At 36.6% G+C, this 13,805-nt stretch carries 14 protein-coding genes and 1 tRNA gene; 9 read left to right on the forward strand and 6 right to left on the reverse strand.

What is annotated here, in order from left to right; all coding sequences use genetic code 11:
- The first annotated feature begins 270 nt into the window (after nt 1-270).
- A complete protein-coding gene (gene asnS, locus ACMDB5_RS02995; protein ID WP_413999540.1) occupies nt 271-1,704 on the forward strand; it encodes an asparagine--tRNA ligase in 1,434 nt (477 codons plus the stop codon).
- A 72-nt stretch (nt 1,705-1,776) separates the two neighbouring features.
- The gene (rpoN, locus tag ACMDB5_RS03000; RefSeq protein WP_413999541.1) at nt 1,777-3,243 is read left to right on the forward strand and encodes an RNA polymerase factor sigma-54; all 1,467 of its coding nucleotides are present in this window, start codon (nt 1,777-1,779) and stop codon (nt 3,241-3,243) included.
- 77 nt (nt 3,244-3,320) lie between these two features.
- On the opposite strand, the gene ACMDB5_RS03005 is transcribed toward rpoN, so the two are convergent.
- The gene (locus ACMDB5_RS03005) at nt 3,321-3,911 is read right to left on the reverse strand and encodes a thymidine kinase (RefSeq protein ID WP_413999542.1); all 591 of its coding nucleotides are present in this window, start codon (nt 3,909-3,911) and stop codon (nt 3,321-3,323) included.
- 230 nt (nt 3,912-4,141) lie between these two features.
- Here ACMDB5_RS03005 and ACMDB5_RS03010 point away from each other — a divergent pair, with 230 nt between their 5' ends.
- The 6 genes from ACMDB5_RS03010 to ACMDB5_RS03035 all read left to right on the forward strand — a co-directional run bounded on the left by ACMDB5_RS03010 (nt 4,142) and on the right by ACMDB5_RS03035 (nt 9,807).
- The gene (locus ACMDB5_RS03010; RefSeq protein ID WP_413999543.1) at nt 4,142-5,248 is read left to right on the forward strand and encodes a hypothetical protein; all 1,107 of its coding nucleotides are present in this window, start codon (nt 4,142-4,144) and stop codon (nt 5,246-5,248) included.
- Nucleotides 5,249-5,256: 8 nt separating this feature from the next.
- A complete protein-coding gene (gene rsmI, locus ACMDB5_RS03015) occupies nt 5,257-5,976 on the forward strand; it encodes a 16S rRNA (cytidine(1402)-2'-O)-methyltransferase (RefSeq protein ID WP_413999544.1) in 720 nt (239 codons plus the stop codon).
- Nucleotides 5,977-5,987: 11 nt separating this feature from the next.
- Nucleotides 5,988-6,332, forward strand: coding sequence for a HopJ type III effector protein (locus tag ACMDB5_RS03020; protein ID WP_413999545.1), 345 nt, complete (start codon nt 5,988-5,990; stop codon nt 6,330-6,332).
- A gap of 86 nt (nt 6,333-6,418) precedes the next feature.
- Complete coding sequence (gene recJ / locus ACMDB5_RS03025) at nt 6,419-8,107, forward strand: single-stranded-DNA-specific exonuclease RecJ (RefSeq protein ID WP_413999546.1); 1,689 nt, start codon at nt 6,419-6,421, stop codon at nt 8,105-8,107.
- The gene (locus ACMDB5_RS03030; RefSeq protein ID WP_413999547.1) at nt 8,107-9,390 is read left to right on the forward strand and encodes an MFS transporter; all 1,284 of its coding nucleotides are present in this window, start codon (nt 8,107-8,109) and stop codon (nt 9,388-9,390) included. Before recJ ends, ACMDB5_RS03030 begins: the two co-directional genes overlap by 1 nt.
- 60 nt (nt 9,391-9,450) lie before the next feature.
- Entirely contained in the window at nt 9,451-9,807 is a 357-nt protein-coding gene (locus ACMDB5_RS03035) for a hypothetical protein (RefSeq protein ID WP_413999548.1), read from the forward strand.
- On the opposite strand, the gene ACMDB5_RS03040 is transcribed toward ACMDB5_RS03035, so the two are convergent.
- From ACMDB5_RS03040 to ACMDB5_RS03060, 5 genes are all read right to left on the reverse strand, one after another.
- Nucleotides 9,804-10,562 (reverse strand): UDP-2,3-diacylglucosamine diphosphatase, encoded by a 759-nt coding sequence (locus ACMDB5_RS03040; RefSeq protein ID WP_413999549.1) that lies wholly within the window; start codon nt 10,560-10,562, stop codon nt 9,804-9,806. The genes ACMDB5_RS03035 and ACMDB5_RS03040 overlap by 4 nt on opposite strands.
- Before the next feature lie 23 nt (nt 10,563-10,585).
- The gene (locus ACMDB5_RS03045; protein ID WP_413999550.1) at nt 10,586-11,038 is read right to left on the reverse strand and encodes a 6-pyruvoyl trahydropterin synthase family protein; all 453 of its coding nucleotides are present in this window, start codon (nt 11,036-11,038) and stop codon (nt 10,586-10,588) included.
- The gene (locus ACMDB5_RS03050) at nt 11,007-11,246 is read right to left on the reverse strand and encodes a hypothetical protein (protein ID WP_413999551.1); all 240 of its coding nucleotides are present in this window, start codon (nt 11,244-11,246) and stop codon (nt 11,007-11,009) included. The genes ACMDB5_RS03045 and ACMDB5_RS03050 overlap by 32 nt, the downstream gene beginning before the upstream one ends.
- Before the next feature lie 6 nt (nt 11,247-11,252).
- Nucleotides 11,253-12,020, reverse strand: coding sequence for an enoyl-CoA hydratase/isomerase family protein (locus ACMDB5_RS03055; RefSeq protein ID WP_413999552.1), 768 nt, complete (start codon nt 12,018-12,020; stop codon nt 11,253-11,255).
- A 198-nt stretch (nt 12,021-12,218) separates the two neighbouring features.
- Nucleotides 12,219-12,295 (reverse strand) — tRNA-Ala (locus ACMDB5_RS03060).
- 323 nt (nt 12,296-12,618) lie between these two features.
- Between ACMDB5_RS03060 and ACMDB5_RS03065 the strand changes: the two genes are divergently transcribed.
- On the forward strand, nt 12,619-13,794 hold the full coding sequence (locus ACMDB5_RS03065; protein WP_413999553.1) for a dicarboxylate/amino acid:cation symporter: 1,176 nt from the start codon (nt 12,619-12,621) through the stop codon (nt 13,792-13,794).
- The last annotated feature ends 11 nt before the right edge of the window (nt 13,795-13,805 follow it).

The raw sequence follows: 13,805 nt of genomic DNA on the forward strand, positions 1-13,805 counted from the left end.
TTTCATTTATCAGCTCAGAAAAAGCACCAAATACAGCAGAAAACTCGATCAAATTGCTTTATTTTCTTTTTTATAAAAATTTAGCCAACTCCATTTAAAATGGCTTCTTTTTACTTTTTTGCTATCAAAACCAAAAGATATAGTGTCCCGAGGCGTCGGAAGTGGAAATAGCTCCTGATTACATCATTTCCCACAATGACAATTAGAAACAAATCATTTATATTTGCAGTTCGAACAGTAGACAATTTTAATATCAACAATATAAATAAAATGAGACATACAAAAGTTAAAGACTTGCTGAACAGCACCACGACACTTCATGAAGTAAATGCAAAAGGATGGGTGAGAACTTTTAGAAACAATCAATTTATTGCTTTGAATGATGGTTCTACCATCAACAATATACAATGTGTAGTCGATTTCGAGAACACGCCAGACGAAACTTTAAAGAGAGTTACTACCGGTGCTGCGGTTTCGGTAACGGGAACCTTGGTGGAAAGCAAAGGTGCCGGACAAAAATTTGAGATTCAGGTTTCTAAATTAGAAATCCTTGGAGACTCCGATGCGGAGAAATTTCCAATGCAACCAAAGAAACATTCGCTAGAATTTTTACGTGAAAACGCGCATTTACGTGTAAGAACAAATGCTTTTGGTGCAATTATGAGAGTACGTTCGGTATTGTCATTTGCAGTTCACAACTATTTTCAACAAAAAGGTTTTGTGTATGTAAACACGCCAATTATTACTGGTTCTGACGCAGAAGGAGCAGGTGAAATGTTTAAAGTTACAGCTTTGCCATTTGACAACACGCCAAGAACCGAAGACGGAAAAGTAAATTACAAGGAAGATTTCTTCGGAAAAGAAACCAATTTGACGGTTTCCGGACAATTGGAAGGGGAAACTTTTGCGATGGCTTTAGGCCAAATTTATACTTTTGGACCAACTTTTAGAGCCGAAAACTCGAATACTTCTCGCCACTTGGCTGAATTTTGGATGATTGAGCCAGAAGTTGCTTTCAACGATTTGAATGACAACATGGATCTAGCTGAAGATTTTATCCAATACGTGATTAAATACACGATGGAGAAATGTCAGGATGATTTGAAATTTCTTGAGGGACGTTTATTAGAAGAAGAAAAATCAAAACCACAGGCAGAAAGAAGCGAAATGCCATTATTGGAAAAATTAAGCTTCGTGCTTGAAAACAATTTCAAACGCGTTTCTTATACCGAAGCGATTGATATTTTGAGAGATTGTACTCCAAATAAAAAGAAAAAATTCAACTATATCATCAACGAATGGGGAGCTGATTTACAATCGGAACACGAACGTTATTTGGTTGAAAAACACTTTAAATGCCCAGTAATCTTGTTTGATTATCCGGCAAACATCAAAGCATTCTATATGCGTTTGAACGAAGATGGAAAAACGGTTCGTGCAATGGATATCCTTTTCCCTGGAATCGGAGAAATCGTAGGAGGTTCTCAAAGAGAGGAGCGTTTTGATGTATTAGTTGAAAAAATGAAAGCATTAGGAATCGACGAAGAAGAATTATGGTGGTACCTAGACACTAGAAGATTTGGTTCGGCTGTTCACTCTGGTTTCGGACTTGGATTCGAAAGACTAGTTCTTTTTGTAACAGGAATGACAAACATTCGTGACGTAATTCCTTTCCCAAGAACACCTGGAAGTGCTGAATTCTAAAAAAAGCTAATTTGTGAATTTGGTTATTTGTTGATTCAAATAACCAGATAACCGAATAACCAAACAATCTATATGCTAAAGCAATTCTTAAATTTAAAATTATCACAGAAGTTATCTCCACAGCAAATTCAGCTGATGAAGTTAATTCAATTGCCTACGCAAGCCTTTGAACAGCGATTAATCGAAGAAATGAATGAGAATCCAGCTCTTGAAGCAGGAAAAGAAGAGGATGATTACGAAAAAGACGAATTCGAAAACGAAGATTACGATGACTACGATGATTCCGAATCAGATAGAATTGAGGCCGATGACATCAATATTGACGAATATTTAAGCAGCGATGACACGCCTGATTACAAAACACAGGCAAACAACTACAGCGATGACGATGAAGATCGCGAATCGCCACTAGCTGCTCCAATCAGTTTTCATCAGGATTTAATCAATCAGTTGAATACCTTTATCCTGACGGATGATGAACGCGATATTGCCGAATTTCTAGTAGGAAGCATTGATGATATGGGATATATCCGCAGAAGTATTCCCGATATTGTTGATGACATGGCTTTTACTCAGGCAATTTATACTGATGAAACTACGGTAGAAAGAATGCTACACGTAATCCACGAACTGGAGCCTTCCGGAGTGGGCGCGCGCGATTTACAGGAATGTTTGTTGTTACAATTAAAACACAAAACACCTACAGAATCAGTAGCATTGGCAACCGATATTATCGAAAATCAGTTTGATGCTTTCACAAAAAAGCATTACGACAAACTTATTCAAAAATATAATGTTTCTAATGAACAGCTTAAAAAAGCAATTCATGAAATAGAGAAACTCAATCCAAAACCAGGTGGCGCTTTTAGCGGAAACAATAAAGTAACCGAAAATGTGGTTCCTGATTTTGCTATCCGAATCGTTGACGGCGAACTAGAACTAACCTTAAACGGACGAAATGCTCCTTCGCTGCATGTTTCCAAAGACTATCAGGAAATGATGCAAACCTATAAAGAATCGCGTGATAAATCATCCGCCCAAAAAGATGCTGTGCAGTTTATCAAACAAAAACTGGATTCGGCAAAATGGTTTATCGATGCGATTCGTCAACGCCAGGAAACGCTTTTTGTAACCATGAATGCAATTATGCATTATCAGGAAGAATATTTCTTGGATGGCGACGAAACCAAGCTGAAACCGATGATCCTTAAAGACATTGCAGATCTTGTAGGTCTAGACATTTCTACTGTTTCACGTGTGGCCAACAGCAAATTTGTCGAAACACCTTATGGCACGAAATTGATCAAAGAATTCTTCTCTGAAGCGATGAAAAATGATCAAGGTGAAGATGTTTCTACGTTGGAAATCAAAAAAATTCTTCAAAATATCATTGAGGAAGAAGATAAGAAAAAACCACTTCCTGATGATCAGTTGGCCGAATTACTAAAAGAAAAAGGCTATCCAATTGCCCGAAGAACAATTGCAAAATACAGGGAACAACTGGATATTCCTGTGGCAAGAATGAGGAAAAAAATATAATTCACCTTTGCATAAAAATAATAAACCCGACAAATTTTAATAGCTGTCGGGTTTTATTTTACCTAAAAAATTTATAATTATTCTTCTTTATTTTTCTTCATCGCATGATAAAAGGCCGCACGGCTTAATGGCTCATATTCTTCGGTTTCGCCCAGCATCACCAATTTATCATTATCGGTTTTACGAAAACTATAATTGGCTAAATTTCCTGTGCGCGTACACACGGCATGAACCTTAGTCACATATTCGGCAGTAGCCATAAGAGCCGGCATGGGTCCAAAAGGATTTCCTTTGAAATCCATATCCAATCCTGCTACAATAACACGAATTCCTTGATTTGCTAAATCGTTGCAAACTCTGACAATTTCATCATCAAAAAACTGCGCTTCGTCAATCCCAACTACATCACAGCCTTGGGCCAAAATGGCAATATTTGCCGCCGCCGGTACTGCCGTGGAACGAATTTCATTGGCATCATGCGACACTACCATATCATCATGGTAACGGGTGTCGATTTCCGGTTTAAAAATTTCTACTTTTTGTTTGGCAAATTGTGCTCTTTTCAGTCGTCGGATTAACTCTTCGGTTTTACCCGAAAACATCGAGCCGGAAATAACTTCGATCCAACCAAATTGCTCTTTATGATTTACTGTATTTTCGAGAAACATTTTGTATTTTTCTAACTTAAAAAATGAATAGTTTTTATTACTTTGTACCGTAATAAACCGACTTGGATTTTATACTTTTACACTGTCTCAAAAGTAGAAAATTTTTATCAATTCGAAGATTTGTGGACACTTAATTAAAAATTAAATGTTGCCTTCAGAGGAATCTTACTTCCTTGCCCATAATACAGAACAACAAAGAGATACACCATACATACTATAATTCAAACGTTATGAAAAGAAAATTGGAAGCCGATTTAATCAGCATTGCACACAGAATATTACAACTAAAGAATAAATCTGACATCAACCAATTGTATTTGGAAACTCAAAAATTATATGAAAAACTGTCTGTACTACGATTTGTCGAGACGCATTATGGCGATGTAAAACCTACCATTGGATATACTGAAATCGAAAAAGAAATTGAATCGTTTTTTGATACCGATACCGAAATAGCTATTGAGAAAATTGAAATCACCGAAATCAATTTAACATCTGAAACAACAACCGAAGAAAGTATCGAAAAAAACACCATTGCAACGGAAACCGAAAAAACAGAGGTGGAAACCGAAAACAAAACGATTGTAGCAGATGAAAAAGAAGTTGTAGTAGAAAAAGAAGAAGCTTTTGAAGCGGAGGGTACGGAACAATCGATAGCTACCGAGGAAACTTTAGTGGAAGAAAAGGAGAAACTTGAAGAAGTAAGCAATACAGATACCGATGAAGAAATCGATGCCGTAGCATTATCGAATGAAGAGAGTTTAGTTACTAATGAAGCCATTGAAGATGTTCAGAAAGAAGAAGTATCAAATGAAAAAGCTCCGGAAGATTTTAAACCCATTTTTGAACTATCCGAAGAAATAGAAACCCCTACAAAACCAGAAGCGGTACAAATTTCGTTTGAAGATTTATTAGGCGGAAATTACAACGACACTCTTTTTGTAAAGGTAGATGAAGTAGAAACTATTGCTCCGACCCCTATTTTTGAAGCTGTAGAAGAAGTTGTTTTAGAAAAAATTATTTTAGAAGAAAAAGCTCCAAATCAGCATATTGAAAATAAATTTGAAAAAGCAGAGCCAAAATCCATTTCTCTAAATGATAAACTTTCAAAAGGAATCAACATTGATTTAAATGATCAGATTGCTTTTGTAAAACACCTTTTCGGAAACAGCAACGAGGATTACAACCGTGTGCTGAATCAATTAATTACGTTTGACAACTTTTACGAAACCAGAAATTTTATTGAAGAAATGGTCAAACCGGATTACAACAACTGGGATGGAAAAGCCGATTATGAAGAGCGTTTCATGGATATCATTGAGAAAAAATTCCTTTAATACAGTTTATGTCAAAATTATACATAGTCCCTACGCCTATTGGCAATCTTGAAGACATGACCTTTAGAGCCATCCGGATTCTAAAAGAGGTCGACTTGATTCTTGCCGAGGACACCCGCACTAGCGGAAAACTCTTAAAGCATTTTGAAATTGGCACGCACATGCACAGCCACCACATGCACAATGAGCATAAAACGGTCGAGAATTTAATTTCCAGATTAAAAGGCGGTGAAACTATTGCGCTAATTTCTGATGCTGGAACACCTGCAATTTCTGATCCCGGATTTTTATTGACTCGTGCCTGCGTTGAAAATGGAATTGCTGTGGAATGTCTGCCTGGCGCCACTGCTTTTGTTCCTGCTTTGGTAAATAGCGGCTTGCCCAATGACAAATTTGTTTTTGAAGGCTTTCTGCCAGAAAAAAAAGGACGCCAAACCCGATATTTAGAACTTGCCGAAGAAACAAGAACAATGATTCTTTATGTTTCTCCCCATAAATTAGTAAAAACACTAGCTGAATTCATCACTTATTTTGGTGAAGACAGACAAATTTGTGTTTCGAGAGAACTCTCCAAATTACACGAAGAAAACCGAAGAGGAACAGCCAAAGAAGTTCTGGCCCATTTCGAAAAAACAGCCCCGCGTGGTGAAATCGTTGTGGTCGTAGCCGGCAAAACAGTCGTTAAAGAAGTTAAGAAAAGTAAATTCCAAAAAGAAGAAGAAGAATAACAACAAGAAAAATGAATATAGCAGCTTTTATCTCAAAATTAAAACAAACTCCAGAAGCAATCAGTTTTCCGGAAACTATAGCAGTCATTGAAGAAAATTACAATTTTACTCCAACTGCATTCGAAAATGGATTACAACACAATGCGGCAGGAGAAAACTCGGGTTCTTGCAAATTATTTGCTTTTGCCGAATTGCAAAATTTATCTCAAGCCGAAACATTAGCCTGCTTTGGCGCTTATTACCGTGAAGAAGTATTGGGAGATCCAGAAGGAACCAATCACCAAAATATTCGCAACTTTATTACCCATGGTTGGGACGGAATTTCATTTTACGGAAGTCCTTTAGAATTGAAGTAAACTATTTAAGAATTTCGATTAACGATTTTTAATTTCAGAAAGCAAAATCCCAAATTAAAAATTGTTAATCTTCAATCAAAAATCAAATGCGTTGGACTCTTAAACCAAAACCTTCCGAAGATAAAATCAAGCATTTGGCGCAAGCCTTGAATGTGGAAGATTTTGTGGCTACTTTATTAGTGCAACGCGGCATTGAAACTTTTGAAGATGCTAAGAATTTTTTTAGACCATCGCTAGACCATTTGCACGATCCATACTTGATGAAAGACATGGAGAAAGCAATCGAACGAATCGAAAAAGCGATCGAAAATCAGGAACGTATCCTTGTTTTTGGCGATTATGACGTTGACGGAACAACAGCCGTTTCACTGGTTTCTTCCTATTTAAAAAGCTATTATCCAAATGTTTCGACTTATATTCCGGATCGTTATGCAGAAGGTTATGGCATTTCCTTTAAAGGAATTGACTTTGCCGATGACAATGAATTTTCGTTAATCATTGCTTTGGATTGCGGCATAAAATCGATAGATCATGTCGCTTACGCAAAAGAACGAAACATCGATTTCATCATTTGTGACCACCACAGACCCGGAAATGAATTACCCGAAGCGGTTGCTATTCTTGACCCAAAAAGAGATGATTGTAGATATCCTTATGACGAATTATGTGGCTGTGGAATTGGATTTAAACTGATTCAGGCTTTAGGAGCGAATAGAAATCAAACCATCACCGATTTAGTGCCTTATTTAGATTTGGTTGCCGCCGCTATTGCTGCAGACATTGTTCCGATGACAGGCGAAAACCGAGTGTTGGCTTATTTTGGATTGCAAGTCATCAATAGCGATCCCAGACCCGGAATCAAAGCTTTGATACATCAGATAAAAAAGCAGACTTTGGATATTACTGATGTCGTTTTTATAATTGCCCCCAGAATTAATGCAGCCGGCCGAATCAAGCACGGCAATCATGCGGTTGAATTGCTAACCGAATTCGATTTTGAGCAAGCCCAACAATTTGCATCAGAAATAGAACAATACAATTCAGACCGTAAAGATCTGGACAAACATATCACCAAAGAGGCTTTTCAACAAATTGAAAAAAACCAAGAGCAGGAGCGATTTACAACGGTAGTTTATCAAGAAGATTGGCACAAAGGCGTTATTGGTATTGTGGCTTCCCGATTGATCGAAACTTACTACCGTCCTACGCTGGTTTTTACAAAAAGTGGCGATAAATATGCCGCTTCGGCGCGTTCTGTAAAAGGCTTTGATGTTTATAATGCTCTCGAAGCTTGCTCTGAACACTTGGAGCAATTTGGCGGACACATGTATGCAGCGGGAATGACATTGAAGGAAGAAAATTATTCCATTTTCAAAGAAGCTTTTGAAAAGCAGGTTCAGGAAACCATCCATCCGGATATGCTTACGCCAGAAATCGAGATTGATGCCGAAATCAATTTTTCGGACATTACTCCAAAACTCATCCGAATTTTAAAACAATTTGAGCCTTTCGGTCCTCAGAATATGACGCCCACTTTTTTGACTAAAAACGTAAAAGATACCGGCTACGCCAAAAAACTAGGTGCAGAAGACGAACATCTGAAATTATTTCTAAAACAAAACAGCCCCGAAGGAATTCCTGCAATCGGTTTTGGACTGGGCAATAAAATTGATTTAACCGCAAATCAAAAACCATTTCAAGTCGCTTATTGTATCGACGAAAATGAATGGAACGGAAAAGTTTCTGTTCAATTAAGATTAAAAAGCATAAAATAATGAGTTCCGAAAAAATAAAGAAAAAAGACCCCTACGCAGCTTTACGCTATAAAGAATTCAATACTTTTTTGCTTTTGCGTTTTGCCATGGTTTTTGCTTGGTCAATGCAATTTATCATTATCGAATGGCAAGTGTACAGCATTACCAAAGATCCACTTTCGTTAGGAATTATCGGTTTAATGGAAGTCATTCCTGCAATTTCATTAGCCTTGTTTGCCGGACATGTAGTAGATCAAAAAGAAAAAAAAGGCTTGCTTGTAAAATGTATCCTAGCTTTCTCTGTCATTAGTTTTGGTTTGTTTTTATTGACTTGGCCAGCTGTGATAGGCGATATTTCGACAAAAACGATTCTATATTCTATTTATTTCTTGGTTTTCCTTGGTGGATTAGTCAGAGCCTTTCTCGGACCGACCATATTTTCTTTACTATCCTTACTTGTTCCCAAAAAAGCATATCCCAACGCAGCCACGTGGAGCAGTTCTGTTTGGCAAATTGCTTCGGTTGTAGGACCTGCTGTTGCCGGTTTTTCTATTACGCTCATCGGAGTGCATTGGTCCTTGTGTACGGTTTTTGCATGTTCCATTTTTGCCTTACTGGCCTTGTCTCAAATAGCAGCTAAACCAATTTTGAATCCTAAAATTGGAGAGCCAGTTATGCAAAGTTTATCCGAAGGAATCAAATTTGTCTTCAACAACAAGACTGTTTTAGGAGCTATTACACTAGACATGGTGGCGGTTCTTTTTGGTGGTGCGATAGCATTATTGCCTATTTTTGCCCAAGATATTTTAAAAGTGGGACCGGAAGGCTTCGGTTTTCTTAGAGCTGCTCCCGCAGTAGGTGCTTTTTTGACGATGCTTATCACTGCTTATGTTCCTTTGAGTAAAAATGCAGGAATGAAACTCTTGACAGCCATATTTGCTTTCGGACTTTGTATTATTGTTTTTGGTCTTTCTACTATTTTTTGGGTTTCGCTGATTGCCCTATTCTTAAGTGGCGTTTTTGATGGCATTTCGGTAGTCATCCGCCAAACCATCCTACAATTAAAAACACCCGATCATATGCGCGGCAGAGTTTCGGCAGTAAATTCGATGTTTGTAGGTTCTTCAAATGAATTGGGTGCTTTTGAAAGCGGATTAACCGCTAAATTAATGGGAACTGTAACTGCCGTAGTTTTTGGCGGAAGCATGACACTTCTGGTGGTTTTAACTACAGGAATTGTTTCTCCTTCATTTAGAAAGCTAGATTTGAGAAAAGATTTAGAGGAACATGAAAACGAAGATTAACCCCTGATTTTATTTAGAATAATTATAAATAATCATTATATTTGTTTCAAACATTTTCACATGAAAGAAATAAAACAAATATATTACAATGATTCAGGAACTTCTTTTTACTGGAGAAAAGAGAATGAAATAGTAATTGACAAAATACAATTGATATTTAGAGAAACCGGATTTTATTTTAATAAACAGGAACTCGAACTATTTAAAAACTGTATCGAGGAAAGTTTCTTGCTAAATAATTCTTGCGAAGATTGCAAACTAAAAAACCATTGCACTAAATTTTTATTAAAAACACCTTGTTCCCAAATTGATCTAGCAGTTTCAATGGAAGAATTAAATGCCGTAAAAGATCTGGTAGAAGGCACTTTGTTTAAAATAAACTTAGATGATTATTTGTATGGTGTGGGGATGAATTAGTTTTCGAATTTTTTTATTTCAAAAGTATCACCGTCAAAAACACCATAAGTAAAATAGCTGATCCAGTCTCCCAGATTCACATACTCTGCATTTTCGCCTACACTTAGTTTCATCGGCAGATGGCGGTGGCCAAAAACAAGGTAATTATAATGTTTGGTTTCCAGTTTTCTTTTGGAATACAAAATAAGCCATTCGTTATCTTCTCCTAAAAAAGTCACATCTTCAGCTCCGGAAATCAGTTTGTTTTTCACCGAAAGATATTGTGCTAAACGTACTCCTATATCGGGATGTAACCATCTGAAAAGCCATTTCGAGAATGGATTGGTGAATACTTTTTTCATTCTTTTGTATCCTATATCACCGGGGCCTTTACCGTCACCATGACCAATAAGGAATGTTTTATCCCCAAAAGTAAATTCTTTGTTATCGTGAAAAACCGGAATATTCAATTCTTTCTGGAAATAATCTTCCATCCATAAATCGTGATTTCCCACAAAGAAATAAATAGGGATTCCGCTGTCTCTAATTTCTGCTAGTTTCCCTAGAACCCTTACAAATCCTTTTGGAACTACTGATTTGTATTCGAACCAAAAATCAAACAAATCACCCAATAAAAAAATGGCTTCTGCATCCTTTTTTACCTCATCAAGCCAAGCCACAAAGCGTTTTTCTCTAGGAAAACTCAGTTCGGCAGTTGGCGCTCCAAAATGCTGATCGGAAGCAAAATATACTTTTTTATTGTTAGCTAATTGCATGAAACGGAAATATCAAAATAGATTTATAAATTATCGCTGGCGTACCATTCTGCAAAAGAAGAATCTGTTTCTTGCAGTTTTAAAGAAAAAAGCTTGATATTTTCTGGCAATCGGCTGATAATTCTTTGTGAAAAATCGATCACCATATTCTCACTCGTAGGCTGATAATCGACTAAGATAACGTGGTGTCCACGGTTTTTTAATTCTGCGGCCAATTCGACATGAGGAGTAGTTTCGTTAAAAACAGTGGCATGATCAAATTGATCTACAATTTCCTCTTTTACTATTTTTTTTAAGTCGGTAAAATCGATAACCATCCCAAATTTTACGTCATTTCGATTCTCAATAGGACTTCCGATAACGGTTACTGACAATTTATAACTATGCCCATGAACATTTTTACATTTTCCATCATAACCATACAAGGCATGACCGGTTTCGAAACTAAATTTTTTTGTAATTCTGATTTTGCTCATTGCCATCTAATTTTGAATGCAAATTTAGTGAATAATTAACCGTTTTTAACTCTTTTTTTGCAGAAGCATACATCCAGTAAGCCAATCCAACCAAAACAACAAACGGAATAAAGGAGCCAATAAGCACTCCAATCTGATAACTGTTATCAGTTGCACTTTTTAATTTCTCTGCAATATCCACTCCTTGAACGAGCGTTATAATCTTCATTACCTACTATTTTTTAAATTGTTCCAAAGCATTTCTGGTAAAATCAGACAAAACTAACTTCCCAGAAATTGCTGCCCTGTCTACTAATAATTGATCCCAATTTTCAGTCCCTTCCCAAAAAACCATTTTCATCTCGGCTAAAGCTTCCGGATTATAATTAGACAATTTAGAACAAAAATTAGTCAATGCTAGGTCGAGATCTTCTATGTTTTCATAGGTTTCGGCATACAAACCTTTGGCTGTAGCCCAATCAGCAGATTTCCATTCGTGAGCCGATAAAGTCATTTCGGACAAAGCAGTCTTACCAATTTTTCTAGAAACTGCGGGCTCAATAACAAAAGGACCAATACCTATTGCTAGTTCAGATAATTTAATCGATGCGGATTTTGTGGCAAAAACATAATCACAGGCCGAAGCAATTCCTACACCGCCTCCAACTGTTTTTCCGTGGACACGCCCCACAATAATTTTCTTGCAGTTTCGCATGGCATTAATCAAATGGGCAAATCCAGAGAAGAAATATTTTCCTTCTTCTAGATTAGTCACCGCCAATAGTTCATCAAAAGAAGCTCCGGCACAAAAAGCTCCGGATCCTCCACTTTTCAAAACAATTAGAGAAACATTCTGATTTTCGCTTAAATTATTCAATTCAGCTGTCAAAAGATCTAACAATTGACGCGGAAATGAATTACTTGCCGGATGTTCAAATTGAAGCGTTGCAATTTTATTTTCTATTGATGTGATGAGCGAACCGTTTGGGTTTTCTGAAGCCATTTTTAACTATTTTTATGTAAAGTTAGAAATATTCGGATTAAAGAATCCTTTTTTGAAAGATTTAGAAGTTCTTTTTTCAACTAAGTATTTCCGCCCTTTAAATCAACATTAAGTCTGGTTTCTATCTTTTTTGAACTTCATTCTTATTTTACCGAAAATAAAAAAGGCTCTGCATCGCTGCAAAGCCTTTGTTTTAGTTGGTGGAGAATATCGGATTCGAACCGATCACCTCTTGCCTGCCAGGCAAGCGCTCTAGCCAAATGAGCTAATCCCCCAATTACGGCGCAAATATAATATAATAATGGATTAAAACTACAAATATGCTATAAAAAAGGAATCGGCTAGTGCTTTATTTATGCAAACAAAAGTGTTCCTAACAACAAAATCTCTAAAAGATGGAGGCGAATTTTGTTTAAAACAATCTGTTAAATATAAACCATAAGTGTAGGAAAACATTACGTAGTGATGTCTTAACTGTGTTAATAAAGCAAAAAACTGGAATCACAGTACCCTTGTTCAGAACATTGGCAGTATATTCGCCAACTTAAAAATAATCTACTACGAAGCCTTTAGAGGCTTTTACTAATTAGCATATATTATGAAGCATTTATTTTCGAACTTACTGTTTAAAGTTTTTCTTGCCATCGTTTTAGGTATTGTTTTCGGACTGTATTTACCCGAATCTATAAACAGGATATTTACAACATTTAATGCTTTTTTCGGACAGTTTTTAAATTTCGCTATTCCATTAATTATAATGGGATTAATAATGCCCGCGATTTCCGATTTAGGAAAAGGTGCAGGTAAGTTATTATTGCTTACTGCCGCTATTGCTTATGGGTCGACTTTATTCTCGGGTTTTATGACTTATTTCGTCACCTCGGGTATATTCCCACAACTGCTAGAATCTCATGTTAATAATGTAGCTAAAATTGGAAGTTCAGCCCCAGAATTGACTCCTTTTTTCACCATTAGCATTCCTCCTGCCTTAGATGTTATGACTGCTTTAGTTTTTGCTTTTGTTATTGGATTAGGATTATCCTATCAAGAAAAATCAAGCTTGAAATTAGTAGTAAAAGATTTCGAGACCATTATAATGCAGTTAATAGCAAACGTAATTGTTCCGCTATTGCCCTTATTTATCTTGGGTATATTTGCAAGTATGTCTTTTAGCGGAAAAGTATTCTCAATTCTTTCCGTGTTTATCAATATTATCGGTGTGATTTTCGCCTTACATATTATCTTATTACTTCTTCAATATACTATTGCAGGTATAGTTACAAAGAAGAATCCTTTCAAATTATTACTAACAATGATGCCTGCTTATTTCACTGCATTGGGTACACAATCTTCGGCAGCGACTATTCCTGTTACCTTGGAACAGACTTTAAAAAATGGCGTTTCTGAAAAAATTGCCGGTTTTGTAATTCCATTATGTGCTACTATTCACTTATCAGGAAGTACTATGAAAATTACAGCTTGTGCGATTGCATTAATGATTTTGCATGGAATGCCATTTGATATTACACTATTTGCAGGTTTTATATTTATGCTAGGAATTGCAATGGTTGCGGCGCCCGGAGTTCCTGGAGGAGCAATTATGGCAGCAGTGGGGATATTGCAATCTATGTTGGGTTTCAATGATGAAATGATCGGATTAATGATTGCCTTATATATTGCAATGGATAGTTTTGGTACTGCATGCAATGTTACGGGAGATGCCGCTATTGCTTTAGTTGTAGATCGAATTACCAAAGAGAAATTGGTTTCTTAATTCAAATTTTG

Source organism: Flavobacterium sp. W1B (assembly GCF_047344965.1).
Lineage (GTDB): Bacteria > Bacteroidota > Bacteroidia > Flavobacteriales > Flavobacteriaceae > Flavobacterium.